Source organism: Legionella steelei (assembly GCF_001468005.1).
Classification (GTDB): Bacteria; Pseudomonadota; Gammaproteobacteria; order Legionellales; family Legionellaceae; genus Legionella; species Legionella steelei.
The window spans coordinates 1,547,070-1,574,039 of sequence record NZ_LNYY01000019.1 but is presented as its reverse complement, the minus strand read 5'-3'; the positions used below and the strand labels follow the sequence as shown (position 1 = coordinate 1,574,039).

The window sequence follows — 26,970 nt, the reverse complement described above, 5'->3', positions numbered from 1 at the left end:
AAATCATTAAGTTTAGTCAATGGAAGAATCAGGGAAAGGCATAGGGACAGGTTTAGTATCAACTGCCATTCATAATCCTCATCTTATTATTGTGGCTTGCTTGATTATCCTTTTGATGGGTGTTCTTGCGATTTTTAGTCTTCCAAAAGATTTGTTGCCTTCAGCCAATTTGCCCGCAATGCAAGTCATTTCATCATACCCAGGTATGCCAGTGACTGATGTGGAAGAAAATTTAACTGCCCGATTTGAACGTTATACTGCTCAGGCAATTGGTATTGAACGACAGGAATCTAAATCTTTAGTCGGGGTAAGTATCGTTAAAAATTTTTTTGAACCCACTACAGGTCTTAACTCCGCTATGGCTCAAACTACATCCTTAGTGATGTCGGTTATGAGCCAACTACCTCCAGGAACTCTGCCGCCTTTAATTCTGCCTTTTGATCCTATGGCATCTATTCCTTTGGCGCTGGTTGCGGTTCGAGGTAATAAAAGCATTGAAAAAATATATGACGTAGCCCGTTACACAGTACGTAACACGATTCAAGCAGTTCCGGGAGCAATGGCGCCCACTGTGATGGGAGGAAGATTAAGAGAGGTGGTTATCTACCTTGATCCTAAAAAACTTAATGAATACAACTTCTCGCCCTTAGCCGTTTTAGAAAAGATGGTGCAACTCAATACTTTTATTCCTTCGGGTGATGTGAAAATTGGTAATTTTGATTATCAGATTATCAGTAATGGATTGGTGCAACATATTCCTGAAATGAATAATTTTCCATTACGAGCAGAATATGGTGTTCCGGTATACCTAAAACAAATAGGAGAAGCAAAAGACTCAGGACAAATTCAAACCAATGTAGTGCTTATTGATGGCAAAGAACAAGTGTATGTTCCTGTTTATCGACAACCTGGAGGTAACTCGATTAAAGTTGTAGAAAATGTAAAAGCGGCAATTAAGAAATCGATGAAAACCCTACAGGATATCGATTTGACTTTAGTTGCTGATCAATCAATTTTTATTCGCAAAGCCATATCGAGCATTACTCAAGAGGCCTTATTAGGCGGTGGCTTAGCAGCGATTATGATTTTCCTTTTTTTAGGAAATCCTCGAGCAACTTTTGGAATTTTACTCTCGTTGCCACTGGCCTTATTGGCAGCAATGATTGGTTTGAATGCTTCCGGACAAACCATCAACGCAATGACTTTAGGTGGGCTGGCATTATCCATTGGGGTATTGGTTGATAACTCCATTGTGGTATTGGAAAATATCAGTAAAAAACTAGAAAGAGGGCGTTCACCGAAACAAGCCGCTTTGGAAGGAGCATCCGAAGTGGCAATGCCTGTTTTAGCATCAACACTGGCTACTTTGGTCGTGTTGTTCCCCGTGATTTTTTTAACAGGTATTGTAAAAATATTATTCGCAGCGCTAGCTAAATCGGTTATGTTTGCGATGATAAGTTCATTTTTGATTGCAATGACGGTAATGCCACTTTTTGCCTCACGCTTTTTACATCGCTCTGACCACACAAAATTACCTGGTTTGTTACTTTGGCCACAAAAAGGCATTCATCATTTGACTGAAGGATATGGAAAAGGATTGGCTTGGGCATTGAAATACAGAAAAACAGTATTAGCGATGGTAATTGCTTTATTCCTTGGTGGAATATCGCTCATCCCGCTTATTGGTACTGAGCTTTTTCCTCGTGCTGATGCAGGCAGTTTTATTGTGACCATGCGCATTGCCTCAGGAACTCGTATCGAAAAAACAACAGAGTTTGCCAAAGAAATTGATGGCAAATTACGGCAATGGATAAAACCAGGCGATCTGGAGATGATTATTACGAATGCTGGGGTTGAATACGGTTTCCCAGCCGCATTTACCCCAAATGTTGGCACCCAAGATGTGTTTTTTAATATCGCATTGACTGAAAATCGGCAACATACATCCCAACATTATGCCAAAATCATTCGCGAAAAAATGAAAAAGGAATATCCTGATGTGGGAATTGGTATTGAATTAGGTGGACTATTAACTTCAGCATTGAATTATGGTCAAAGAGCGCCTATTGATGTTCAAGTCGAAGGTCCTGATATCAAAGAAGAGTTCAAAATTGCAAGAGAGTTGGCACATCAAATCAAAAAAATACGGGGAGCTGTGGATGTTCGTGTTCAGGAGCGATTTGATGCTCCTATTATAAATTTAGATATCAATCGTGATAAAGCCATGGATTTAGGAATTACGACCAACGAGGTTATAAAAAATGTAGTGAGTGCGGTCACAGGCAGTGCAACCTTTGCTTCTAATGTCATTTGGGTTGATCCAAAAACGGGGATTAATTATCCTATGGGTGTGCAATTTGCAGAGCAGCAAGTATCGAGTTTTGAGCAGTTTGCTGATATTCCAATTCGTGGTCATGAACGAGAACGTGTTACTCCTTTGAAACGAATAGCTACAATTACCCAAACTAAAGGACCAATCCAGATTGATCATGTTAATTTCAAACGAGTCACGGATATTTATTTGGATGCTCAAGGACGTGATATCGGTGGGTTGTCTCGAGACGTGCAAAAAATAATCGATAAAACCCAATTGCCAGAAGGCTATTCGATTGCCATTCGTGGTGAAATTCGCGAGATGATGGATTCAGTACAATCTTTAGGAGGGGGGTTCTTACTTGCTGCAACATTGGTTTATTTAATTTTGGTGGTTCAGTTTCGTTCTTTTTCACTTCCCTTGGTCATTATGGTTACTGTGCCTTTGGGGGTTGTAGGGATTGTACTGATGTTGGTGTTAACCCATACCTATTTTAGTATTCAAGCAGCAATTGGCGCAATTTTTATGATTGGAATTGCAGTAGCGAACGGAGTTTTATTGATCGAGTTTATTTCTTACCATACGAAACTCAATGATCATTTAGAAGAAGGGATTATCAATGGTGCCAAAGAGCGGTTACGGCCAATTTTGATGACTTCACTTGCTGCAATTCTTGGTCTTATCCCTATGGCGATTGGGATAGAAAAAGGGTCTGAAGCGAATATTCCCCTTGGTCGAGCGGTCATTGGAGGGCAACTCTTTTCAGTCATGTTGACTCTCTTTGTTGTCCCTATTTTATATCGTATGTTTTTTGCCAAGGCACACAAAAAAGCGCGAGCATCTAAATGAAGCGTAAATGGAACATAATCTTTTTCTATTGTATTACAACCTCTGTTTGGGCTAATACGAACCATATTTTAACTACAGAAGAGCTGCTTCGTCTTGCTGCAAAAAACAGCCAATCAATCTCTCAAGCCCAGTTAGAAGTGCTTGTGAAACAAAAAGAGATTGATGTAGCCAAAGCACGTTATTTCCCTATTTTAAGAGCAGAAGCAATAGATAGCGCGGGTTTTCCAGGATCTTCCAATTGGCTTGGTATTGAAGGTTTAGTAGGCTCTCCATATCGCTCAGGCCCCACTGCAGGAGTCGTTACTAAACAATTAATTTATGATTTTGGCCGAACAGCAGCAGCTGTGAAAGCAGCACGCTCAGAAGTTGATGTAGCAAAACAATCCACTCGCGTAACTGCCTATGAAGTTCAATTATTCGCCTTACAAGCCTATTATCAATGTGCTACTTACAAGAAAAAACAAGAGATATGGATTAACTTAGCTAAGGAGTCAGCACTTATTACCAAAGAGGCAAAACATTTTGTAAAAACAGGCCAGCGTTCTGTAGTTGATAATTATTTGTCGGAATCCGAGACGCAAGAAGCACGCACAGAACATGCATTTTTAAGAGAGCAAATGCTTGGCAGTCTTAAAGAACTTGCAATAATTACAGGAATAGATGCATCCACCATTGCTTGTCCTGTACTCTCAGATAAGCTTATCGATTCATTGAATTCACAAAGTCGAGTCTTCGCAAGTCCTTATGTGAAAAGAGCAATTGCGGATGCTAAAGCTGCCCAGGAAAAATTAAAAAAAGAAAAAGCAACGTTCAGACCTGAGATTGTTGCGATTGCCAGTGGTGGGGGGATGGATAAAACTCATTTGGTACGCAAAGATAATTATGCTGTGGGAGTTGGGGTATCGATGCCGCTTCTTGATTTCAATATCACAAGTCGCATTAGCCAAGCTCAAGCTGAATTATTAGCAAAACAACAAGCAATTGCGGCACAAAAGCAATATATCGAAGAAATGAATGCAAAACTTGATTTAACCATCAGAGCGACAATAACTCGAATTAAGCATCTGAATATTGAATTAAACATTGCACAAGACGGTTTTAAGGTGGCTAAACAACGTTATTTTAATCTTGAAGGGGATTTGGTTGATTTACGTGAAGCATGGCGTAATTTAGCACGAGCCCAAATAATCATTGAAGATGCGCGTAATGATTTGTTACAAGCAAAAGGGGCTAAAGCCTTACTTAATGGATGGGGTTATTAGTATAGTTGTATGGCTTAAAAACAAAGCTCATAACTTAGTACACATCAAAATAAGATAAGAGATAATTAGATGCACAACTCAAGAATCAAAAGAAAGCTACAAATCAAAATTGTAGAGAGCGGCTCTAATGTGACCAGATAATTATTTCAGTCAGTACCAAATCATTATTTTTTGGGTATAAAATACTTATGCTACTTCAAATACCATATCCAATATATCAGAGGAGTTGCCACCAGCAACACTATTATTTCAAGTGGTAATCCCAGTCGCATATAATCAAGGAACTTATACCTTCCAGGCCCCATGACCAAAAGATTATTTTGATGTCCAATAGGTGTTAACACCGCACAGCAGGAACCTATGGCTACAGCCATAAGAAATGGATCTATTGGTATCTTTAAAGTATTTGCGAGACTAATGGCGATTGGAGCCATAACAATGACCGTTGCAACATTATGAATGAAATTGGCGATGCACATAGAAATTCCTATTAAGAGTGCAATTGTCCAAAAAATCGATAGATGCTGTGACAATCTGAATATCAGCTGTGCCAAGAGATCTGCTCCCCCGGTATGAGTTAGCGCATCTCCTAAAGGAATTATCGCTGCTAGAAAAATAATGACAGCCCAATCAAACTGCTTATATACATATGCCAGTGCTTTACTATCAGTCAAAAGCATGAGCAGTGCTGCGGCAGAAAAAACAATTTGAACTGGCATAATAGATAATCCTGATAATAAAATTGCAATGACGAAGATTATTAAGGGTATAAAATTTTTAAATTCCATTTTTAATTGTAAAGTTGATGTCTCTATGGGAATCAAACCATAAGACGGAAGAGTATCTAACACATTTGGATCTTTACAATGCAATAGAACCATATCACCAGCTTCAATAATTATATTTCTGATTCTTCCAATTTTAGAATTGGTTGCCTTTGATATGGCGATAAAAGAAGTTTTATAAACTGATCTTAAATTAGTTTCTTTAACTTTTTTGCCTATAAGATTTGATTTAGTTGGTACAATAGCTTCTAGTAGGATATCTTCTGACTTGTTTTTACTTCCTTTTCTTATAAAGTTAGAAATGACTATATCAACAGAATTTGAAAGTTCTTCTAAGTTTTCCAGGGTTGATTGGATAATAAATCGATCACCTGATTTGATTTCAGTATTTGTTTGTAAACCTAATTTTCGCTTTCTTCTTATAAGTCCCATAATCTCAGCTAATTCTTTAATATTTTCTTCAAAACAATTGAAAGTCTTGTCTATCCATTTTGATTTTGGGGGTATACGAATTTCAATGGTGTAAATGGGTTTAAATGAAGTTTTTTGTATTCTCTTTTTAGGCAACAAGCGCCAACCAATAAACGCAATAAATATAACCCCGAGCAGAGCTGTAAAAAAGCCGACATAGGTAAAATCAAACAAACTAAAAGGTTTACCAATAGCTTTTGCTCGAAAATCTGAAATAATTAAATTGGATGCTGTGCCGATTAATGTGACCATCCCTCCCATTAATGAGGCCATTGCAATGGGCATCAAAATATAAGAAGGTGAACGGTTGTACTTAAGAGAGCTATAGATACTAACAGGTAATACAAGTCCTAATGCGCCTGTATCATTTAAAAATGCAGAAACAAATGCAATAAAAAGACTGAATGAAAGTACCTGCAAAGATTGGGTATGCATATCAAATTTGTTAATTGCAATTTTAAGAACATTTGATTTAGCAATAATATTTGTAGCAATCATGATACTTGCAACTGTTATTACAGCAGGGTTATTTATTCCGGAGAATGTTTGAGCAACTGGAACTGCACCAAGAATAACAGCAGCAGTTAATGCTAATATTGCTGTAATTGCATAGGACCACTTATTCCAGATAAAGAAAATCATTGAAAGGAGTAAAATGAAAATGACTGAATAGGGCTGCAATTGTGTAGGTAACATCGTTAATTACCTCAAGTTAAACTGATGTGAATAAAATATTTCCATTTCACATGCAGGCTCTAGAAAAAATCCAATTTAAACTAAATTATAGATAGGATTTTCTTAATCTACATATTTAAATTTGATTTTGTCCCCACAGTGCAATATTCAATTATATATGGAGCTTTGTAGAAAAAATATATGCATTGCTTGATTAATCAGTAAATTGCGATGTAATAAATTGATCAGTTACTGCCTAGAACTGCCTGAAACAACTAGGGTTATATTACACTTCGTTACAAATCTGCTACACCTGATTTTCAGATTGCTGATTTTTTTCTGAAAACCAAGACCGTTTTAGCCAAAAGGCAACATTCACTAACATAATAAGAACAGGCACTTCAACCAGTGGACCAATGACTGTTGTAAAAGAAATTCCAGAATTAAGTCCGAATGTAGCTATTGCTACAGCAATGGCTAGCTCAAAATTATTACTTGCTGCTGTAAAAGATGCTGCTGTTGTTTTTTCATAATTAGCACCAATAAGCTTACCCATCGCAAAACTAATAAAAAACATCACAATAAAATATAGTATCAAGGGAACTGCAATACGTATCACATCCGCTGGAAGTTGTAAAACCATAGCACCTTTTAAAGCAAACATTGCCAAAATCGTAAAAAGTAAAGCAACTAAGGTAATAGGAGAAATTTTTGGTAAAAAAATGGTTTCATACCAAGACAGTCCTTTTTTCTTAATCAATACAATACGAGTTAAAAATCCGGAAAAAAAGGGAATACCAAGATAAATCAAGACACTTTCAGCAATGGTCATAAAATTAATGTGAACTATTCGTCCAGTCAAACCTACCCAAGGTGGTAAAATCGTGAGGAAGAACCATGCATAGATACTAAAAAACAAGAGTTGAAAAATGCTGTTAAATGCGACTAGGGCTGCAACATACTGATTATCGCCCTCAGCCAACTGATTCCATACAATAACCATGGCAATACACCGCGCTAACCCAATGAGAATGAGTCCAGTCATATATTCAGGGTAGTTATGCAAGAATAAAACAGCAAGCCCAAACATGAGAAATGGACCAACAAGCCAATTTTGAATTAAAGACAATAACAAGATACGCCAATCTTTAAATACTAGCGGTAACTCTTCATATTTCACTCGAGCTAGAGGAGGGTACATCATTAAAATCAGTCCGAGTGCAATAGGAATATTGGTCGAGCCAATAGATAATGAGTTTATAAATTGTGGTGTTTCAGTAAATAGTGAGCCGATACCAACACCTGCAGCCATAGTCAGAAAAATCCAGAAAGTTAAATACCTATCTAAAAAAGAAAGACGATGGGTGCTACAAGTGCTCATGATAGTAATTCCTTTTCTATCTCCGTCAGTTTGATTTTTTTCATATGAAGAGTTTGATCTCACTTGCTCCAAAAAGCAAGCATCTTCAATGATCACGGGTATAGCAATATAAATCTTATAATTTAATGTTTGCATTTTGCAATTTAGTTCCTAGTATTTTAGATATAGATATAATTTTTTTGTTCGATACTTCATTGCGTCGATTTAAAGTGAGCCATCATGGAATCAAACAATAAATTACATGAAACAATAGTTCAGGAAGGTGAAAGGGGGAGGTTTGCCCAGGAAATTATTATAGGAGAACACCATCTCATAGCAGATGAGCCAGTTATATATGGTGGAAATGATCTAGGACCTTCACCCTATGATTTCTTACTTGCAGCATTAGGTTCATGCACCTCTATGACTATACGTATGTATGCTGATCTTAAAAAACTTCCCCTTGAAAAAGTTAGAGTGAAATTAACGCATGAGAAAACCTATATCGAGGATTGTGTTGGATGCGAAAAAACAAGCTCAAAAATCGACCGAATCAATCGCAGGATTGAACTAATAGGAGCTCTTACGCAAGAGCAGCGCTTAAGGTTGCTAGAAATTGCCAATATGTGTCCAGTGCATCGAACATTAACATCCAAGATTCTTATTGATACAGAGCTGATTGAATAATAGTAAAGTAGTTAGCGCTACTATCACAAATTACTTCATGAAATTGTATTGATAAATATTTGAATTAAAAATGTCAATTTAATGACTAAAAGATTAAGCTAATTTTTTGTTCCATCCACCTCCTAACGCAACAAGAAGTTGGGCGCTATCCAAATAACGTTGTGACTGTGACTGCGCATAACTGATGCGCGCTTGCTGATAGGTTCGGTCAGCATTAAGTAAATCGAGTAAATCAACTGTGCCTACTGTAAATCGTTGACGTTGTAAGGTGACTGAGGCTTTTAACGTATCAAGAGAGCGACGATCTGCTTGCACGAGTTCCGCATCATGACTCAAGGCACGAAGCTTATCTGCAACTTGACGCAAACCTTCTAGTACCGTCTGTTTGTACATAGCCAAGGAAGTTTGAAACGCATCAATTGCAGCTCTTTTTTGTGCCTGGAGGGTGCCACCATGAAAAATTGGTGTAGCGACACCTGAAAATATATCCCAGGCTAAGTTAGAGCTGTTAAATAAATTAGCGGGAGTCAGTGCTGTAGGATCAACTGAAGCAGATAAGGTAATTGTTGGAAACAGTTGTGCCTTAGCAATCCCAATGGCAGCACTGCTTGCATGAAGCTCCGCTTCGGCAGCCATAATATCAGGACGCTGTGAAACAAGCATGGAAGGGAAAACAAGAGGTAAATTTTTTGGCAAAGTAAATTCATCCATGCTAAAGGCTGGTGGGCTCCATTCTGCAGGAGATTTACCTACCAAAATAGTCAGTGCATGTTCAGCAGCATCAAGTTGTTGTTTCAGTTGTGGCAAGTTGCTACGGTCTTTTTCAAGCTGGTTTTGAGCCAATAAAAAATCGGTGCGATTCACTAATCCAACGACTAATCTTTTTTGCATCAACTCAAGACTCTTTTCATCGTCTGCAATGATTTTTTCTAATGCCTTAATTTGCAAACGAATGGATGCAATAGTAAGCGCTTGTGCCACAATGTTACCGGTTACTGAAAGCTGTGCTGCTGCAAGCTGGTAGGCTTGATTTTCAGCCAGAGCGGTTTGTTGTTCAACTCGCCTTGATGTAAGCCCAAATACATCGGGGACAAAATTCACTGTAGGTCCAAATGAATAAAGATTGTAGGTAGGTACTCCTTTAATGGTAGTAGCAGGTACAGCAGATAATAAACCAAAGGCCAAAGGAGGTCCTTTCTCACGCTGAGCACTTCCTGAACCATCAATTTGTGGATAGAACGAACCACGTGCCATAAGTATTGATTGTTGTGCTTGAGCTAATTTTGCTCTTGCTGCTTCTATTGTTGGACTATTGGCAATCGCTTGTTGAATTACTTGATTCAGTGATGGTGAATGGAACAGTTGCCACCATGCAGCAGGAACTTCTTTCCCAAGAATCAAATGTTGCGAAGGCTCTCCATTTCCAGGAACCAGGTGAGAGGCTACCTTTGCTTTTGTGTAGGAGGTCGATTCAGGCGGTGGTGGACGTACAAAATCGGGTCCGACACGACAACCACTAAGCAGGGTTAATAATATGATACTGATTAGATTTTGGAATTGCTTAATTAGACATTGATTCCAACTCAGCTGTAGTATGGCGCAGCGCTTTATCCTGGTTTTATTCATGACCATCCTTTGGGTCAGCTAATGCTTTTTTACATTTAAGTTTATTTTGTCGCTACGTCCATGTAAAATCAATTTTAATCTTAGGAAATTAAAAGTAGAAAATGGACATTTCTAAGAAAAAGAGTTTCATCACACTCATTCTCGCCCTTATTCTAGGCAGTGGGATAGCGATTTATTGGTTTTTACGACCCCAAACCAACTCTGAACTTCTTACCATTTATGGCAATATAGATATCCGCCAAGTAGAAGCTGCTTTTTATGTCAGTGGCCGTATTCATCGATTATGGGTACAAGAAGGCGATCGTATCCATAAGGGGCAACTTCTTGCAGAATTAGATCCAGTACGTTTTCAGGATGCTGTAGCCAAAAATAAAGGACAAGTAGCGGCTCAAGAAGCTACTTTAAAAAATGCTAAAATCACTTTGGCACGCAATCAAACCCTTGTTAAGTCCCAAGCAGTATCAAAACAAAACTTAGATGATTCTGACGCTGCTCATCGAATCGCTCATCATACCTTACAGGCAAATCGCGCGGCATTAGCACTTGCCCAGCAAGACCTTATCGATAGTAAACTTTATGCTCCTAAAGATGGAGTGATTCAGGATCGCATTCTTGAACCAGGAGACATGGTGACACCGCAAACTCCTGTATATACTCTTGCATTGGATAATCCTGTCTGGGTACGTGCTTATCTTCCAGAAAAGGAGCTAGGTAAAATACAATTAGGTATGAAGGCATGGATACAAAGCGATTCGTTCCCTGAACAACGTTTTCCAGGATGGGTAGGATTTATTTCCCCTGTTGCTGAATTTACTCCTAAGACAGTACAAACTACTGAATTACGTACACAGTTAGTTTATCAAGTGCGGGTCTATGCGTGTAACCCAGATTATCGTTTACGTCTGGGAATGCCTGTTACTGTAGAAATTGCCTTCAAAAATAATTTGCCACAACCATTAGGCAAGAATCCTTGTAGGACATGAGGACATGACCATTTCTCCTTTGCAGTTTATCGAGGTGACTAAATTTTTTCCTTTTGGTCCGACGCAAAAAAAAGTGCTGAAGGAGCTCAGTTTTTCTTTGCGTCCTGGGAGTATCACGGGTCTTTTGGGCCCTGATGGTGCAGGTAAAACAACCTTAATTCGTCTTGCGACAGGATTACTTCTCCCTAATACAGGAAAAGTATCCGTTTTGGGTATGGACAGCCTAGAAAATGCATCGCAAATTCAAAGCCAAATAGGTTATATGCCACAGCATTTTGGACTCTATGAAGATTTAACGGTACGAGAAAATTTTGATCTTTATGCTGATCTGCAAGGCTTGAGCTTCCAGGAAAATACGGCCCGGCAACATCAACTACTTCAATTAACTGGCCTTGGACCTTTTGCTACTCGACCCGCTAAGGCCTTATCAGGAGGAATGAAACAAAAGCTTGGTTTAGCATGCGCTCTATTACGCTCACCTCGTCTGCTAATTTTAGATGAACCAACAGTAGGGGTCGATCCTATCTCTCGTCGTGAACTTTGGAATATCGTGCACGATATTAAAAAAGAAGGAGGTACGGTACTCATCAGTACTGCCTATTTCGATGAAGCAGAGCGATGTGATGAAATCATTTTACTGCATGAAGGTGAAATGTTGCGACAACAATCGCCAGAAGAATTTCATTCTTCTTTAATCAATCGAACTTATTTTGTAACCAATCCTCAAATTTCTCGACGTCTCCTCCAAGAACAGTTACGAAAACGTCCTCAAGTGATTGATGCACGTATTGTAAAAGAAGGAAATCGCGTGTTGTGCTCTGATAGCCAACCTCATCCTAAACAGGGAGAACAATGGGAAAACATAAAGCCTACATTTGAAGATGCGTTTATGGCGCTACTAGGAGGAATCAATGGGACTGAAACGAATGAACTGAAAATCCATTCTTACACCCCAACAAAAGACATTTCATCCGCTGAAACAATCATTGAGGTTAAGAACTTAAGTCGCCATTTTGGCAGTTTTCTTGCAGTAAATAACCTCAGTTTTAATGTCAAAAAAGGAGAGATATTTGGCCTTCTTGGAGCTAATGGAGCGGGGAAAACCACAACATTTCGCATGCTTTGTGGTCTATTACTTCCTTCATCTGGAAAGTTACACGTCGCAGGAGTTGACATGCGCTACGCCACTGCTGCACGAGCCCGCATTGGCTATGTATCACAAAGATTTTCACTCTATGGCAATTTGAGCATTGTTCAAAATTTACATTTTTTTTCTTCTGCCTATGGATTACGTGGTAAAAAACAAAAAGAACGGGTAGATTGGGCCTTGAATAGTTTTGAATTGGAGGAATACCGCAGTATTAATGCAGCTCAATTACCTCTGGGGATTAAACAACGTTTAGCTTTAGCTGGCGCCCTTTTGCATGAACCACCCATTCTTTTCTTAGACGAACCTACATCGGGTGTTGATCCTCTGACTCGACGCGAGTTCTGGTGGCGAGTGAATAAACTAGCAGAGCAAGGAGTCACTGTACTTATAACGACCCATTTCATGGATGAAGCAGAATATTGTGATCACTTAGTTCTTATGTCCTTAGGGGAAATTCTTGCTCAGGGAACGCCACAGCAAATTTGTGCACAAGCTCAAGATGCACAAAATCCGAAACCAAGCCTCAACGATGCATTCATTCGTCTGATCGAGCACCATGAGATGCAAACTAGGAGAGAGTCATGAATGTCCAACGTCTACTTAGTTTGATCCGTAAGGAATTCATTCAAATCGTTCGCGATCCTTCAGCAATTGGGATCGCATTTATTATGCCTGTTGTATTACTTTTTTTATTTGGCTATGGGGTATCTTTGGATTCTTATCATGTGCCTATTGCAGTAGTCGTAGATAATCCAACATCCTCAACAAGTTCATTTATTGGGGGATTACAGCAATCACCTTTTTTTGCGCCGAAACAATTTCCCGATATTAACGCGGCGCAACTAGCGATCACGAATCGTCAGGTTAAAGGAATCCTGTGGTTACGGAATAATTTTACTCGTCAACTCTTACAGGACAATACAGCTCCAATTGGAATTTTCGTCAATGGGGTTAATGCCAATGAAGCAAATATTCTTGAAGGATATTTGCAAGGTGTCTGGCAAATATGGCTGCAACAATATGCCCAAAACATGGGTTTAACTCTAGTTATCCCAATCGAGAATCAAAGTCGAGTGTGGTTTAATCCAGCACTACGTAGTCGCGACTATCTGGTTCCTGGTCTTATTGCCATAATCATGACACTCATTGGGGCATTGCTTACCTCATTGGTTGTTGCAAGGGAATGGGAACGTGGCACTATGGAAGCGCTTATGGCAACTCCTGTCACCATAGGTGAAATTTTGCTCGGAAAACTCATTCCTTATTTTCTTTTAGGTATGGGTGGTATGATGATTTCTGTTTTGCTGGCCATTACGCTTTTTTCTGTACCCTTGGTAGGCGATTTTTGGGTGCTGTTTTGTTTCTCGGCTTTATTTTTGTTGGCTGCTTTAGGAATGGGATTATTGATTTCTAATGTGACACGTGATCAGTTTGTTGCGAGCCAAATTGCCGTCATCGTTACTTTTTTGCCTGCATTTATTCTTTCAGGATTTATCTTTGATATTCGCTCCATGCCCTTTATCATCCAAATGATTACGCACATCATTCCTGCACGTTATTTTGTTAATATATTGCAAACTCTTTTTCTGGCAGGGAACATTTGGTCTATTTTGCTCTGGAATGGCCTTGCTCTTTTACTCATGACTTTCTTTTTTTTGGGATTAACTGTTTTACGTTCGAATAAGCGACTCGATTAAATGTGGATACGAATATGGGCTTTAACGATTAAAGAATTATTATCACTGTTTAGGGACAAAAAAGGTCGATTTGTTGTTATCGCACCACCTTTAGTTCAATTATTAATCTTTGGCTATGCATCCACTTTTGATCTAAATCATATTCCCTATGCTATTTATAATGAAGATCCAGGCTTTGCTGCTCGTGAACTCTTGGGACATTTTCAAGGTTCACCTATTTTTCAGCACGTAGCGTCGATTCACGATGATAAACAAATCGCTCCACTTATTAATAACAAAATCGTTTTATTGGTTTTGCATATAGACCGGAATTTTACGCGCGATTTACTCCGCCATCATTCTGCAAAAACACAAGTAATCATTGATGGACGTAATTCCAATACTGCAACGATTGCGCTAAATTATGCCAACAGTATCTTATTCTCATTTAATGAGCTTTGGGCTAAAGCCCACGGCTGGTCAAAACCACCTGCAGAATTGGAAATTCGTGCTTGGTTTAATCCCAACCTTTTGTCTCGTTGGTTCATTATCCCTGGTATTATCGCTCTTCTAATGCAAGTTGTAACACTACTCGTGACAGGACTTTCAGTAGCACGAGAACGTGAACAGGGAACATTTGACCAGCTCTTAGTAACTCCAATGAGTCTTTCTGAAATATTGATTGGTAAGGCATTACCAGGACTTATTATTGGTGGTGTAGAAGGATCAGCGATCGCTATTATTGCTGTATTATGGTTTCAAGTACCCTTTATGGGCAGTTTATTAGCCCTTGGTCTAGGCATGTTTTTGTTTTTACTCGCTGTAATCGGAATAGGGCTTATGATTTCCTCTCTTGCTGTGACACAACAACAAGGATTACTTGGTGTTTTTATGTTTATGGTTCCTTCCATCATATTGTCAGGTTTTGCAACACCTATAGCCAATATGCCTCCTTTAATTCAAAACCTGACCTATCTCAATCCCTTGCGGTATTTTCTTATTATAGTGCGTGGTGTATTCCTAGAAGGCAATCATATTATTCACTTGTGGTCTCAATATTGGCCACTTGCACTCATATCACTTTTTTCATTGACAACATCAGCATGGCTTTTTCGTAAACGTTCATGAGCCTATCTTCAAGGGACCCTAGATATTGCTTTTTATAAAGGGTTGATGTTTTTTTTGATCATGAATGAGTGTTTTTTTGCTACATTTGAATTTAAAACCAAGTACTCTACACCGATTAGGTTAACTAATTGATTTTAAAAGAAAAAAATGGCGCGATCGGAGGGCTAGAATCCCAGACACCTTGGTTCAAAGCCAAGTTGATTAAGAATAAATCATAATAAAATCAGTATATTGCGATGTAACAAATTTAGCAATTACTGTCTGGAACAACAGGTGCTTTTACTGAGTTAATATATAGTCGATCTATAATATCTGTATTTAAAGAAACAGATCCAAGGGCGACATCCTGTAAATAGAACCATCCAATGTAACCTTTTTGCTTCTAGCTTTGCACACCAATTCAACCAAGATGTTCATTTACCCATTTTACTAAATCTTGTGAACTCATGATGCCGGCGCTTCTCACAACTTCTTTGCCATGATGGAAAAGAATTAGCATTGGGATACTCTGAATTGCATAGCGAGAGGCTAAAGAAGGTTGCGCTTCAGTATCAACTTAGGCAATTGGGTTCAATAAAATGTGCTGCAGACTCGAATTGTGGTGCCATCATTTTGCATGGGCTACACCTTTGAGCCCAAAAATCAATGAGCTCCGGAATATCATTTCGTTCGATATGGCGAACAAATTGATCATTTTCCAGCTTTATCGGCTTACCATTAAAAAGTGCCAGTTAGCACTTTCCACAATTTGGATGTTCGCTGAAGCGCGAAGAAGGTACTCGGTTAATTGTATTACAATGAGGACAAACAACATGCAAACTTGTATTCATGAGTTAAGCTCTCATAGAATTAACTATTGAATTGTATTGTAACTTATCATAATCGATTTTCTTATGGCAACATACGTACTATTAGGAAATAGAGTAGATGATCGAATAATAACCATTAAAAAACTGAGATTATAAATGACAAAAAATTTTCAAATCTTGGCGGATTATACTCATCCAGAAATACAAAAGAAAGCGCATGATTTAACTCAAAACAAACTGGATATTCGCGAGCAGATTCAGAGTATTTTTAATTTTGTACGTGATGAAATTAAATTTGGCTTCCCCAAAGAGGGCGATTGGGTTTCTGCCTCAGAAACACTAAAATTAAAATTAGGACAATGTAATACCAAAAGCACTCTTTTCTTGGCTTTATGTAAAGCAAGCAATATTCCAGCACGAATTCACTATTCGCTAATTAAACGAGAAATTCAGCATGGTGTTTTTCCTGAATTTCTATATATCTTTTTACCGAAAGAGATATCTCATTCCTGGATAGAAGTTCAAATCGATAACACATGGCTACGTATTGATGGTTATATTGATGATCTAATTTATTTTCGTGGAGCAGTGGATAAATTGGCACAACGAGGCTGGGATATTGGTTTTGCAGTAGCATGTCCCCCTCAAGAACACACTTCTAAACCCAATTTTGAACAAAAAAATTTCCAACAAATGTGCGCGGTAACTGAGGATCATGGAGTATGGGATGAGCCTTCAGAATATTATCAATCTACTCTTTATCGAAATCGCCCCAGTATTGTCAAACAATTCCTATATCGTCTTTTTATTCCTCTAGTCAATACACGTATAGAAAAAATACGGAACAACTCACTAAACTAAATAAATCTTTTATTTCGTACCGACGCCCAGTTTTTTGAGAATCATCTCTAAAGGACAAAATTGGGTAAATCCACTTTGGAATAAATTAGCTCCCACAAAAACAGTAACCCAAAGAAAGTACTTACTCAAATATAGAGGACTTTCAGGTACACCAAATGCCAAAGAAAGCAAGATAAATGACCCAGCAACTATACGAACAATTCGCTCTGTATTCATGTTAAACTCCTGAGCAATGATCTAAGAATGACGCCACTTCCACCAACTTAAGTATAATAAAGGAATGAGAAATAATGTAAGTATTGTTGAAGCAAAAGCCCCAAAAATCAGGGATATGGCAAGGCCGCCAAACACTGGATCAGATAACATGACAGAAGAACCTAAAATAATCGCTAAAGCAGTTAACAAAATAGGGGTAAGCCGAACCACGCCTGATTGGGTTACTGCGATTTCAATAGAAGAGGCACTGCGCTGATTCTCCAAAATAAAATCAATAAGCAATAACGAGTTACGTACCACAATTCCCGCAAGGGCAATAACGCCAATCATGGAGGTCGCCGTAAAAGGTTGATGCATTATCCAATGACCTGGAAAAACCCCAATAATTGTGAGTGGAATAGCGCCCATAATAATTAAGGGAATGAAAAACGATCGATAAAAACCTGTGAGCAATATATAAATCAATACAATTGCGACAATAAATGCAGAGCCCAAATCGCGAAATACATCTAAGGTTAAACGCATTTCTCCTAACCAAAACAGTTGATTCCTGGCAATGTCTTGAGGCTGCTCCTCCTTAAATCCTAAATTTCCAACGGTCAGTTGACTCTCATTAGGTAATTCTAAGTGCTTCAACATATGGGTTGTTGTTGCAACTGCATAAGCTGGGCTTGAATGCAACATTTCACCAGTGACGTAAACAACTTGATGTTGATCCCGAGTAAATATAGGCTTTTCTTGGGTCACACTCTTAAAATCAACTACTTTTGCAAGTGGAACAAGCTGGCTTTGTTGATTGAGTAAATATAATTTTTTTAATGCCGTACTGTTTTCTCTCGAGAGTTTAGGTAAGCGAAGTATTATATTTTCCGGTTCAAGAAGACCTGGCCGATGACCATTACCGACTTGTACTCCTTTGAAATAACCGAGTATATCGTTTGCCAGCATACTTGGAAGTAAACCTGCTAAAACAGTCGCATTACGGTTAATGAGTATGGTGTATTGGCTTAAATTTTCAGTGACTGAATTATCAATATTGATCATGCCATAAATTTTAGGGTATACCGTATTACTTATATATTGCCCTAAAGTCCTCAGTTGTTCATAATCAGGCCCATACAACCCCGCTTCCATTTGTGAACGAACAGGAGGTCCAGGGGGGCTTTCGAATAGCTTAATATGTGCCAGAGGATAAGAATGACGTACATCAGATAAAGAATCATAAAACTGTTGTGCTATTTCATGAGACCCAATGCTTCGCTGGTGTTTATTGATTAAATTAACCCGGATTTGCGCATAATTCGTCCCTCTTTGCATTGCATCCCCACGAACCATCGCTGCAAAATCTTCAGGTGCTGCTTGACCTAAGAACAGTTGATAATTTGTGACAAAATGATTTTGAGCCAGTACATGAGAAATGTCTTTTGTTATGTTTCGTGTTTGTTCTAATGATGCTCCTGCCCCAGCATTGACTTCAATAAGAAAGGTATTGACGTTATCATCCGGCAACATTTTAAGTTCCACACCCATGGTGCTTAAAGGACCATTAGTACCTGATGGTCTGATGAATTGCCAAAGAGGTTGAATCATCACCAAAATTAATAGCGCAAACACAAAACCGTAGAATAAATAACGCTTCCACCTTGATTGTGATAAAGAAGTAAAAAGATAAAGATACATTTTATGAATAAAACCTAAATGATGTTTCTCTTGAGAAATGATTTCAATTGCCTTTAATCGTCGTGCCTTGGATTTAAGCCAACGATAAGCTAAATAAGGAACTACTGTATAAGCAATAATTAATGAGACCAGCATAGCTAATGGCGCATTAAATGGAATAGGCCCCATAAAGGGGCCCATCATTCCCGACACAAACGCCATGGGAATCAAGGCAAGAATTACTGTAAACGTGGCAATAATCGTTGGCTTTCCAATTTCATTTGCAGCAAAAACAACCAATCGACTAAAATTATGCTGAATTCGCTCCTGCATATGCCTATGGATATTTTCAATCACAACAATGCTGTCATCGACTAATAGACCTAAGGATAAAATCAAAGCGAACAAGGTAATTCGGTTAATCGTTTGGCCAGCTATCCAACCGATACCCAGCACGATGCATAGAATAAGTGGAATGGAAAAAATTACAATAGAAGCTTCCCTCCAGCCTAAAAACAACATTAAGAGAATCACTACAGAGGCTATAGCAATGCCTAAGTGCTCCACTAAAGTATTCACGGCATCATTCGCATCATCACCATAATTGCGCGTTATCGTGGTCGTAATTTCTTTAGGGATAATATTATTTTGTTGAACTAACTTCAGACGCTCAAGAACTGCATTTGCCACCTCAACGCCATTACTTCCTTTTTGACGTGCAAGTGCGATGGTTACTGCGGGTTTAAGCTGGCCAGAATTCTGATGTAATGTGGCGGGACCAAAAGCAAAATAGGATTGAATGGTATCATCTGCTGGTGCTAATTCAATTTGAGCAATATCTTTTAATAAAACCGGTTTACCATTATCAACCCCAATAATAACCTTCCCCAGATCCTCAGGAGATATCAGATTTCCTTCGACACGCAATGGCGTTTGATGTAAATCCGGTTCTAGTTTGCCAGCATTAAAACTGACGTTATTCACCTCCAAAGCCTGTTTTATTTTTTGCAAAGGAATGAAATGCGACGCCATTTTATCAGGATCTAACCACACACGTAGGGCAGATGGAGATGCACCCATAACCCAGCTTTTGCCTACCTGAGGTACTCCGCGTAACTCTTCCAATACCCGAGTGGCAAGATTTTGCAGCATCGTTCCACTGTATAGAGAGGAACTCAGTGTAATTGTCAGCAGTGGAACATCATACAAACTAATCGATTGCACCAGGGGAATCAAAGTGCCTGCGGGCATCTTATCCATATTACTGTTGATTTGGTTGTATACTTTAACCAGACTGTTTTCTTCATTTTCATTAACTTTAAAACGCACAGTAACTATTGCATTATCATCCACTGCCATACCATAGGTATGATCCACTCCGGGTATGGAGGCCATAAGGCCTTCTAATGGTCTAATAATTTGATGCAACATTTCATGGGCATCACTTCCTGGACGACTTACTGAAATAGCAACAACAGGGACTACAATTTCAGGGTTATAGGTTCTTGGCGTCAATTCTAATGCCAATATACCAAATAGTAAGGAACCAATAATAATCAGTAAGGTAAGTTTTGAGTGAATAAATGCTCGTGCTAATTTACCCGCACTATTTAATAAAGGTCTTTTAGGGATATTTTTATTCAAATTTTTTTGCTCCATGCATCATTAATATCCTTTTATTTTTTTACTTCTCAAAAGAAGGAATAAGTTTATTCGTCAGCATTAACAATCGGCCACGGGCCAGGACTTCATTGTATTGTGATTGGATGCACTGATTCTTGGCCTCGGTCAGCTTCATTTGGCTTTCCAATAATTGTCCAAGAGGTACAAGCCCTCGTCCATGTCGTTTGGCAAGATGCTTTACAACTTCTTTTGCTTGTGTCGCATTGGCACGATTGGCTTGATATTGAACTGCTGCAAGTTGTTCCGCACGTTTGGCTTGCATCAATGAAAGACGCAAACTATTGGCTGCATCTTCTAATTGAAAAGTAGCCTGTTTTACCTCTGCAATTGCTTTTTTAGTTGCCCCAGAGCGCTCACCAGAACTGAACAATTCCCAATTTACGCCCAGTGCAATGAGATTTGAAGGAAGACCTGCACCAATGGTATTTCCATTCCAATCTTGACGTAATTGTAAGTTAACTTGGGGTTTATTAGCTGAGTTTACTGCATCAACGTTTGCCCGACCTGCGTCAATTGTTGATTTAATTGCACTTAACTGGGCATTATGAAGCAGAGCATCATGCGTGAGATCAGCAATTGATTTTTTTGTGGCAGGAAAATTGACTGAGCCTTTAGGAGTATACGAACGCTCCTGATGCCCAATAAGACTGCGAAACGCATCAAGTTGATCTTGAGATTGGGCTTGCGCTGCCACTAAAAATGTTTTTGCGGTTCGAAGATAAGTATCCGCAAACAACAAGTCACTTTCAATGACTAACGATTGGTTAAAAAGAGCCTTGGTTGTTTTGAGATATGAGGTTGCAGCATCCACATTTTCTTTAGCAACAAGCACCAATTTCTTTGCTGCAAGTACCCCTTCATATGCTTGCAGAATATCATAAGCTAATTGCATGCGTGCCGCTTCATCTCCATGCTGTGCTGCACGAAGTAATGCATTAGTATTTTTAAGCCGAGCAATGGTTTCACCACCTGAATAAATCGGCACAACTAATTTAAATGCAGTATTGTAGTTGTTGTAATAACCCGGTGAATCAAGTGCTTGTGGTTTAGTGAATAGAGAACCCGGTCCTGTAAATTGAGCGAAACCAAAATCTGCAAAGGTTGCATTACCTTGACTTAATTTATAACCAAACACAGTCAAAGGATTATCACTGCGTCCGGCATTCATTTCGAGACCCAGCTTGGGTAATCCTGAGCCGCGTGTTTCAATAATTGCAGCTTGAGCAGATTCAATATGAGCTTGGCTTGCACCTATGCGTGGATTACTGCTAAGTGAAAGCCTGACTGCATCAAAATAACTAATTGGTTGAGATACCTCAGCCCTTGTTATTGCAGAAGCGAAACATTGACTCATTCCAATAAAAATAAGCCATTTTATTTGAGTATTTTTCCAAAACATCGCAACCAACATACCTAATTGTTCTTTATCAACTGAATTATTGCTTATAACTCTTGCAAAACGCGTTGCAAGCGAGTTTTTACTTCTTTTGCAATCGGTTTAATTTCAGGCTTATTCACTAATTCGAGTACTGCCTCTGGATCCATAAATTCAATAGATACTTTGCCTGTATCATCTTGTCGAACGACCACATTACAAGGAAGTAATAAACCAATGGATGGATCTGCTTGAAGCGCACGATGAGCTAATTGAGGATTACATGCCCCAAGTATCCGGTAAGGAGGGATTTCTTGATTCAATTTTGACTTCAGTGTTGCAGAAACATCAATTTCTGTAAGAATTCCAAAACCCTCTTTTTTCAGCTCTTTAGTAACTTGTTCTATTGCTTTCTCAAAAGAGTAAGATACTTTTTTGCCAAAACCATATGAATTATTCATTGCTATTCCTTGCATTAAAAAATCTATTTTTGATGGTTCATTATACCTCATATATCTATTTAGAGTAATGCTTCTGAACAAAATGAACGTCTTCGTGCTAGGAAAGATAAGGTCGCCCCACAACAAGGGAACATGCGTACACTCATAAATTATTTTAAAGGCAGAGGAGGTTGCGGTAATGAATATAGGGGCTTGGGGATCAGGAATTTATATTAGGAAATTTGGTGTTTGACGCACATCGCATGTTGGGTTACGGCTAACGCCTAACCCAACTTACCTCGCTTGGTATATAACCAAGTGCTCTATATCAAACATTATAACTTCTTAACTTAAATTATATAATTTTATATGTCTCATTACGTGCAGTGATTCAGAAGAATCGACTCCAGATTGAACAGCAGGAGTATTAAATTCTTGTAAAGTCTTACCATATAAAATAGAAGGGAAATCACCAGTGTTTGAATTACTCCAGCCAATTGTTGCAATAATCGTATACATGATAGCTTTTGCTTGTTGAAAGATGATCTTGTAGCCATAAAGCAATCTTAATGCGGGGGCAGTCAATATCTTTTGTCTACGGTTCTCAACCTAAACGTAGTTTTGCATCGCCTAGTATATGTAGCATATCCAATGCAACGGTTGCTGCTACTAATGCTGTTGTTTGGGCTATATCATATGGAGGAGAAACCTCAACAATATCACCTCCAACCATGTTCAGTCCGAGCAACCCCCACAAAATTTCACGCTGCATAGCAGATGTCAGTCCACCGGGCATGGGAGTGCCTGTTCCTGGTGTAAAGGCTGGATCCATGCAATCTACATCAAGACTTATATAGCATTTTCGATCGCCAACTATTTTTCTTATTTTGTCTACTACGAATTGTGTTCCTTTTTCTAAGCAATGATTCGCTGTTATAACATCTAATTTAGGTGTTTCTGGAACGCTTGTACGGATGCCAACTTGGATTGAAGCTTCAGCATCTATTAATCCTTCTTCAACTGCATAATAAAACATACTTCCATGTGTCAAGTAGGGCATTTGCACTGTATCTGTGTGTGCATCAAAGTGGATTAAGGCAAGTTTGCCATGTTTTTTAGCCAGCGCTTTTATAGCGGGATAAGCAACTAAGTGATCACCACCGAGGCCTAGGGTAAAAATATTATGTGAGCACAATTCACTTATGGTTGCTTCAACATTTTCCAACATGGCTTTAGTTTGGCCAGGAGGAAAACCAATATCTCCATAATCAATAATTTTAAATTTGTCATTTATTTTATATGTATGGGGCCAACAAGTGCCAAGTATACTTAGGTAACATGATTGATCACGAATGCTTCTAGGTCCAAAGCGAGCGCCTGAACGATTAAATGTACTTAAATCAAATGGAACACCATAAACAGCAAGATCAACACCTTTTAAAGTTCGTGAATACTCTGATCTAAAGAAAGTAGGAATACCTTCATAGGGTACTGATTTTGTTAGAATAGGTTTTTGTGAGGCAGATTCATAATTTTCCATATTTAAAACTTCCTATGTTGTTCATGAAAATTAGCAAGCACTGTGACAAAGATTCATGCATTTGCTATATATTTGATGAGTAAGTGATAATCATAATTATAGAACAAGAATGCGATAAATTCGGACAAATTAAAAATTAAGCGACGTGTTTATGGGTTTAGAAATTTTGAAAATTACAGATTAAGGGTTAAGGTTTTGTGATCTTGATTAATGCCCCCGGATTTGGGGAAGATCCAAATTAACTCATTGAATTAAAATTAAATTTAATGTGTGCTATTCATTATTAGGAAATAAGGATTTTTTTCTTAATTCCAAACCCGAAAAAACCGCAGATTTTTCAATATTTCAATTTACAAGGCGCTAATTTTTTCTGTTGACAGATATTAGCCAATCATATTATGCAAACATAAGTTTGCTCATACGATCGGCTTCAGTCCATTTCTATTTATGAAATCAAACAATTCTGCGTGCTTTGAACAAGTTCAGCGCTTTTCTGAGCCACTTCCTTTTGAGTTCTTGAAAATAATCCTTGTTCTTTGGGTGCTGCAAGTTTTGAGGGGGTTGGCTGTCGATTTTCCTTATTTGAAGCCTCTTTCTCTTTTCCTTTTTCAGAAGGGTTTGGTGCTGCTTTGTGACTCTTTGTCTGGCCTTGATTGTTTTTTTCAGCAAAAAATAATCCATGTAACTCACTTATTTCGGCAAGAGGAGAAGCAGTGTTTTTTCGCTCTTTGAAACTGTTGGCATAGACATAAGCACAAACTCTATCGAGTAGTTGCTCTGGCAACGCACCCAGTTGGCTCGTTTCTTGCTCTTCATGTTGCTCAAAAATTGGAAAAAATACATTTTTCTTATGATTACGATAGATTTTTTCTGAAGTAAAAACTCTTTCTATTATATGTTTCTTTAATGCATATGCTTCTTGAATACTTCGAGCGTGATTGGAGTTAGGAGACCGGTAAGGAATAATATCATCTCCATAAAAACTTCTGAGATCTAAGGGAACAAATGCTTCAAGGGGTATACTTCCATTATGGAGCAAACTAACAGAAAAAGCAGGTTTTCGCTTACACTTTTCAAAATCGATGACCTCAATCGTTGCAAAATATTCTCTCCTAAATAGGTCAATAGTTATAAACAGATCACCAAGCTTTACGCGTAATTTAGTGTATGGATTATCATTTAAGATAACAAAATCTTCTTTTTCATATAAATAGTGTTCCAATTCGTCTAACTTTATTTCTTGAAGTTGCTGGATATCAAATATATGGCCATTAAACACCTCGCTTGCGTAATGTTTTTCTTTATTTTCATTCGTTTCCTGGGAAGGAAACGTACAATCCATTAAGATTGGAAATTGCTTAGGTGTATTTCGTGAGTTAGGACTCATAAAATAGAGCATATGCCACATTTCAAGACTAATACCTAAAGCTTTGGCCACTTTAATTCCATCATTTAATTCGGGATATTTTGCAATCCATTGAATCAACTGCTTGTATTCCCTTTCATAGGCCTGATTTCGACTTTGATTGACTGATTTATCCGATATTTTTTCCCCAGTATCCATATCAAATCCATGAATAGCACTCAAAATCCGTTCAACAATTTTCTGAGTCTTTTTTTTCAGTGGATGTGCTGGGGTATCCTGCTTGGGTGGCGAAATATATTTTTCTTTTAACTCCTGACAGGCATTTTGAAATGGGAATATTCCCACGATTGTATCTTTTTGCTTTATTTCAGCCAATGCAATATCCAACAAGGCTATTTTTTCCTTTAGGCTAAGTCTCGTGTCTGCTTCAATTGCGTTAGCAATTTCCTTGAGTATTTGCTCCTCTAAGTTGCGTTTGCTTCTAAGTGAGTGTTTTGCAATACTTTTTTCAAATCGATTTAAAAAAGTATGTAATTCTTCTGGACTATTCAGTGTCCCTGAAGGTAATAACCTGCTGTGACCAATCAATGCCCATTCAAAATCAATTTCTTCTAAATTAATTGTCGATAAATCAAACTTATCGAGGCTTGTTCCATTTAATTGTATGCCTCTAAATTCAGCATCAGTAAAGTCTGCTTCGTCTAAAATTGCGCCATTAAAGTCAGCTCCTTCTAGATACGCACCTCGAAAGTTTGCACCACTTAGATCAGAGTCATAAAATTTTATCCCTCTAAGATTAAGATGAGAAAAATCCAAATTTTTATTAAGCGTCAATTCACATAAATCTCCTCCAGCAAATTTATTAAAGAATTTAGAATGACTACGTTGCTTGTTTCGAGGATGATGATCATTACTTACATGAACACTTAAATCTATTCTATGCCAATGTACATCACCAGATCTATCGCTAATCCTATCGGACATCTCAATAATCGACTCTAAATGTTTTCTGGAAGTTTTTCTTAATGTTACCTTGTCCATCGCTTGTTTTAAGTTAGCAGGTAACACATTGCAATCACGGGAAAGCGTATAACAAATGGCTTCTTCGGGAGTGAGTGACTCATTTGCAAGAACTTTGCGCTTTAGTTCTTGATAACGCTGTGTTCTTTGGTAGAACGCGGTAAATTGATTGCCTGTAATTCTATCCGCATGACTTAAGTAATCGATGATAAAATGAGGGCGGGTTAAGATTTCAAGTGTTGCATCAACTACTGCAGTTTTCGATTTCGCCATCCCCCGGGCATTTAGCAAATCCTTGGGGGGGACGTGACTCAGAATATGCATCATTATTTCATTAGGAAGTTCGAAAAAAGGATTAAATTGATTTATATCTTCGTCGCCTTCAGCTGTGTCAATTGTGTTAATTGCTGCAGTAGTAACCGAGGAAGCAGTCATTTCATCAACATCATTCAATTGCTCTTCAGATAACTGGGTTATAATGTATTGCAATCCTTCCTGAAGCACGTTTACTTCACCGATGATACTTTTATCATAGTAACGTCGCTCTTCATCTCGATCATTAAGATGCGACATCACTTCATTTAAATGTTCCTGCAGTACAGAAAGATATTTAAAAAATTGTGTTAAGTCATGTTCGAATGAATTCTCCAAACCGCTGGATTTTCCAGTTGCAAGCGATAACTCTTTCATTGCACGACTGAGTAGTTTTAGATCTGATTCAATACTATTCCATTTTTTGATTAACTCATCGACTTTATGTTGCAACTCGATCACAGAGGTTACATATTGATTTGTGCTTTCCATTGAGGCATAAATATCCTCGCTTTTGTCTTTAGGAAATTTAGAGCTATGGAAAAAGTCATTGAGTGAATTTAAATGAGTTAAGAGTTCTTTTGCCTCTTCTTTTGCTTTTTGTTCATTAAATTTTCTGGCTTGTTCTTCTCTTATCAAAGCCATTTGCTCTTGTTGATTTAGATCGTGTTTGTCTTTCATGTGAACCTACTAAAAAATTAATGATTTGACGCAGCCAAAATG

At 38.2% G+C, this 26,970-nt stretch carries 21 protein-coding genes; 9 read left to right on the top strand and 12 right to left on the bottom strand.

Annotated features, from left to right (window positions below; all coding sequences use genetic code 11):
• Nucleotides 1-19: 19 nt before the first annotated feature.
• The gene (locus Lste_RS11085) at nucleotides 20-3,163 is read left to right on the top strand and encodes an efflux RND transporter permease subunit (protein ID WP_058510991.1); all 3,144 of its coding nucleotides are present in this window, start codon (nucleotides 20-22) and stop codon (nucleotides 3,161-3,163) included.
• Nucleotides 3,160-4,425 carry a TolC family protein gene (locus Lste_RS11080; RefSeq protein ID WP_058510990.1) on the top strand — a complete coding sequence of 422 codons (1,266 nt, stop codon included), beginning with the start codon at nucleotides 3,160-3,162 and terminating at the stop codon, nucleotides 4,423-4,425. The genes Lste_RS11085 and Lste_RS11080 overlap by 4 nt, the downstream gene beginning before the upstream one ends.
• 191 nt (nucleotides 4,426-4,616) lie before the next feature.
• On the opposite strand, the gene Lste_RS11075 is transcribed toward Lste_RS11080, so the two are convergent.
• Together Lste_RS11075 and arsB are read right to left on the bottom strand one after the other, a co-directional pair.
• A complete protein-coding gene (locus tag Lste_RS11075; RefSeq protein ID WP_058510989.1) occupies nucleotides 4,617-6,377 on the bottom strand; it encodes an SLC13 family permease in 1,761 nt (586 codons plus the stop codon).
• A gap of 286 nt (nucleotides 6,378-6,663) precedes the next feature.
• Entirely contained in the window at nucleotides 6,664-7,737 is a 1,074-nt protein-coding gene (arsB, locus tag Lste_RS11070) for an ACR3 family arsenite efflux transporter (protein WP_058511720.1), read from the bottom strand.
• Nucleotides 7,738-7,956: 219 nt separating this feature from the next.
• Here arsB and Lste_RS11065 point away from each other — a divergent pair, with 219 nt between their 5' ends.
• Nucleotides 7,957-8,403, top strand: a complete 447-nt coding sequence (locus Lste_RS11065) for an OsmC family protein (protein WP_058510988.1) — start codon at nucleotides 7,957-7,959, stop codon at nucleotides 8,401-8,403.
• Nucleotides 8,404-8,496: 93 nt separating this feature from the next.
• Here the strand turns inward: Lste_RS11065 and Lste_RS11060 are convergent, their stop codons facing one another.
• Nucleotides 8,497-10,029 (bottom strand): efflux transporter outer membrane subunit, encoded by a 1,533-nt coding sequence (locus Lste_RS11060; RefSeq protein WP_058510987.1) that lies wholly within the window; start codon nucleotides 10,027-10,029, stop codon nucleotides 8,497-8,499.
• 101 nt (nucleotides 10,030-10,130) lie between these two features.
• On the opposite strand from Lste_RS11060, the gene Lste_RS11055 reads away from it, so the two are divergent.
• Genes Lste_RS11055 through Lste_RS11040 form a run of 4 tightly spaced genes read left to right on the top strand, consistent with a single transcriptional unit; the run spans nucleotide 10,131 to nucleotide 14,966 of the window.
• Entirely contained in the window at nucleotides 10,131-11,012 is an 882-nt protein-coding gene (locus Lste_RS11055; RefSeq protein ID WP_058510986.1) for an efflux RND transporter periplasmic adaptor subunit, read from the top strand.
• 4 nt (nucleotides 11,013-11,016) lie between these two features.
• Complete coding sequence (locus Lste_RS11050) at nucleotides 11,017-12,747, top strand: ATP-binding cassette domain-containing protein (RefSeq protein ID WP_058510985.1); 1,731 nt, start codon at nucleotides 11,017-11,019, stop codon at nucleotides 12,745-12,747.
• Nucleotides 12,744-13,859, top strand: a complete 1,116-nt coding sequence (locus Lste_RS11045; RefSeq protein ID WP_058510984.1) for an ABC transporter permease — start codon at nucleotides 12,744-12,746, stop codon at nucleotides 13,857-13,859. Before Lste_RS11050 ends, Lste_RS11045 begins: the two co-directional genes overlap by 4 nt.
• Complete coding sequence (locus Lste_RS11040) at nucleotides 13,860-14,966, top strand: ABC transporter permease (protein ID WP_058510983.1); 1,107 nt, start codon at nucleotides 13,860-13,862, stop codon at nucleotides 14,964-14,966. It abuts the gene before it with no gap.
• Nucleotides 14,967-15,366: 400 nt separating this feature from the next.
• Here the strand turns inward: Lste_RS11040 and Lste_RS19895 are convergent, their stop codons facing one another.
• The 3 genes from Lste_RS19895 to Lste_RS19885 all read right to left on the bottom strand — a co-directional run bounded on the left by Lste_RS19895 (nucleotide 15,367) and on the right by Lste_RS19885 (nucleotide 15,796).
• Nucleotides 15,367-15,465: a hypothetical protein gene (locus tag Lste_RS19895; RefSeq protein WP_475071902.1), complete on the bottom strand. Its 99-nt coding sequence runs from the start codon at nucleotides 15,463-15,465 to the stop codon at nucleotides 15,367-15,369.
• A 52-nt stretch (nucleotides 15,466-15,517) separates the two neighbouring features.
• Nucleotides 15,518-15,613, bottom strand: a complete 96-nt coding sequence (locus Lste_RS19890; RefSeq protein ID WP_475072244.1) for a thioredoxin domain-containing protein — start codon at nucleotides 15,611-15,613, stop codon at nucleotides 15,518-15,520.
• A gap of 84 nt (nucleotides 15,614-15,697) precedes the next feature.
• Complete coding sequence (locus tag Lste_RS19885; RefSeq protein WP_463673242.1) at nucleotides 15,698-15,796, bottom strand: hypothetical protein; 99 nt, start codon at nucleotides 15,794-15,796, stop codon at nucleotides 15,698-15,700.
• Between the two features lie 135 nt (nucleotides 15,797-15,931).
• Here Lste_RS19885 and Lste_RS11035 point away from each other — a divergent pair, with 135 nt between their 5' ends.
• Nucleotides 15,932-16,636, top strand: coding sequence for a transglutaminase-like domain-containing protein (locus tag Lste_RS11035; protein ID WP_058510982.1), 705 nt, complete (start codon nucleotides 15,932-15,934; stop codon nucleotides 16,634-16,636).
• 9 nt (nucleotides 16,637-16,645) lie between these two features.
• Here the strand turns inward: Lste_RS11035 and Lste_RS11030 are convergent, their stop codons facing one another.
• From Lste_RS11030 to speB, 5 genes are all read right to left on the bottom strand, one after another.
• Entirely contained in the window at nucleotides 16,646-16,852 is a 207-nt protein-coding gene (locus Lste_RS11030) for a YgaP family membrane protein (RefSeq protein WP_058510981.1), read from the bottom strand.
• Nucleotides 16,853-16,873: 21 nt separating this feature from the next.
• Nucleotides 16,874-20,170: an efflux RND transporter permease subunit gene (locus tag Lste_RS11025; protein WP_058510980.1), complete on the bottom strand. Its 3,297-nt coding sequence runs from the start codon at nucleotides 20,168-20,170 to the stop codon at nucleotides 16,874-16,876.
• A gap of 25 nt (nucleotides 20,171-20,195) precedes the next feature.
• Nucleotides 20,196-21,605, bottom strand: coding sequence for a TolC family protein (locus tag Lste_RS11020; RefSeq protein WP_237760467.1), 1,410 nt, complete (start codon nucleotides 21,603-21,605; stop codon nucleotides 20,196-20,198).
• A gap of 32 nt (nucleotides 21,606-21,637) precedes the next feature.
• Nucleotides 21,638-22,030: a DUF302 domain-containing protein gene (locus tag Lste_RS11015; protein ID WP_058510979.1), complete on the bottom strand. Its 393-nt coding sequence runs from the start codon at nucleotides 22,028-22,030 to the stop codon at nucleotides 21,638-21,640.
• A gap of 583 nt (nucleotides 22,031-22,613) precedes the next feature.
• Nucleotides 22,614-23,549 (bottom strand): agmatinase, encoded by a 936-nt coding sequence (speB, locus tag Lste_RS11005; protein WP_058510977.1) that lies wholly within the window; start codon nucleotides 23,547-23,549, stop codon nucleotides 22,614-22,616.
• Between the two features lie 114 nt (nucleotides 23,550-23,663).
• On the opposite strand from speB, the gene Lste_RS19830 reads away from it, so the two are divergent.
• Nucleotides 23,664-23,750: a transposase gene (locus tag Lste_RS19830; protein ID WP_272947126.1), complete on the top strand. Its 87-nt coding sequence runs from the start codon at nucleotides 23,664-23,666 to the stop codon at nucleotides 23,748-23,750.
• A 244-nt stretch (nucleotides 23,751-23,994) separates the two neighbouring features.
• On the opposite strand, the gene Lste_RS11000 is transcribed toward Lste_RS19830, so the two are convergent.
• Complete coding sequence (locus tag Lste_RS11000; protein ID WP_058510976.1) at nucleotides 23,995-26,928, bottom strand: pentapeptide repeat-containing protein; 2,934 nt, start codon at nucleotides 26,926-26,928, stop codon at nucleotides 23,995-23,997.
• Nucleotides 26,929-26,970 lie beyond the last annotated feature (42 nt).

Bases quoted from the DNA above. Each gene is read 5' to 3' on its own strand.
- Lste_RS11085 (WP_058510991.1), top strand. From the start codon at position 20: ATGGAAGAATCAGGGAAAGGCATAGGGACAGGTTTAGTATCAACTGCC.
- Lste_RS11080 (WP_058510990.1), top strand. From the start codon at position 3,160: ATGAAGCGTAAATGGAACATAATCTTTTTCTATTGTATTACAACCTCT.
- Lste_RS11075 (WP_058510989.1), bottom strand. From the start codon at position 6,377: ATGTTACCTACACAATTGCAGCCCTATTCAGTCATTTTCATTTTACTC.
- arsB (WP_058511720.1), bottom strand. From the start codon at position 7,737: ATGAGCACTTGTAGCACCCATCGTCTTTCTTTTTTAGATAGGTATTTA.
- Lste_RS11065 (WP_058510988.1), top strand. From the start codon at position 7,957: ATGGAATCAAACAATAAATTACATGAAACAATAGTTCAGGAAGGTGAA.
- Lste_RS11060 (WP_058510987.1), bottom strand. From the start codon at position 10,029: ATGAATAAAACCAGGATAAAGCGCTGCGCCATACTACAGCTGAGTTGG.
- Lste_RS11055 (WP_058510986.1), top strand. From the start codon at position 10,131: ATGGACATTTCTAAGAAAAAGAGTTTCATCACACTCATTCTCGCCCTT.
- Lste_RS11050 (WP_058510985.1), top strand. From the start codon at position 11,017: ATGACCATTTCTCCTTTGCAGTTTATCGAGGTGACTAAATTTTTTCCT.
- Lste_RS11045 (WP_058510984.1), top strand. From the start codon at position 12,744: ATGAATGTCCAACGTCTACTTAGTTTGATCCGTAAGGAATTCATTCAA.
- Lste_RS11040 (WP_058510983.1), top strand. From the start codon at position 13,860: ATGTGGATACGAATATGGGCTTTAACGATTAAAGAATTATTATCACTG.
- Lste_RS19895 (WP_475071902.1), bottom strand. From the start codon at position 15,465: ATGCTAATTCTTTTCCATCATGGCAAAGAAGTTGTGAGAAGCGCCGGC.
- Lste_RS19885 (WP_463673242.1), bottom strand. From the start codon at position 15,796: ATGAATACAAGTTTGCATGTTGTTTGTCCTCATTGTAATACAATTAAC.
- Lste_RS11035 (WP_058510982.1), top strand. From the start codon at position 15,932: ATGACAAAAAATTTTCAAATCTTGGCGGATTATACTCATCCAGAAATA.
- Lste_RS11030 (WP_058510981.1), bottom strand. From the start codon at position 16,852: ATGAATACAGAGCGAATTGTTCGTATAGTTGCTGGGTCATTTATCTTG.
- Lste_RS11025 (WP_058510980.1), bottom strand. From the start codon at position 20,170: ATGGAGCAAAAAAATTTGAATAAAAATATCCCTAAAAGACCTTTATTA.
- Lste_RS11020 (WP_237760467.1), bottom strand. From the start codon at position 21,605: ATGTTGGTTGCGATGTTTTGGAAAAATACTCAAATAAAATGGCTTATT.
- Lste_RS11015 (WP_058510979.1), bottom strand. From the start codon at position 22,030: ATGAATAATTCATATGGTTTTGGCAAAAAAGTATCTTACTCTTTTGAG.
- speB (WP_058510977.1), bottom strand. From the start codon at position 23,549: ATGGAAAATTATGAATCTGCCTCACAAAAACCTATTCTAACAAAATCA.
- Lste_RS11000 (WP_058510976.1), bottom strand. From the start codon at position 26,928: ATGAAAGACAAACACGATCTAAATCAACAAGAGCAAATGGCTTTGATA.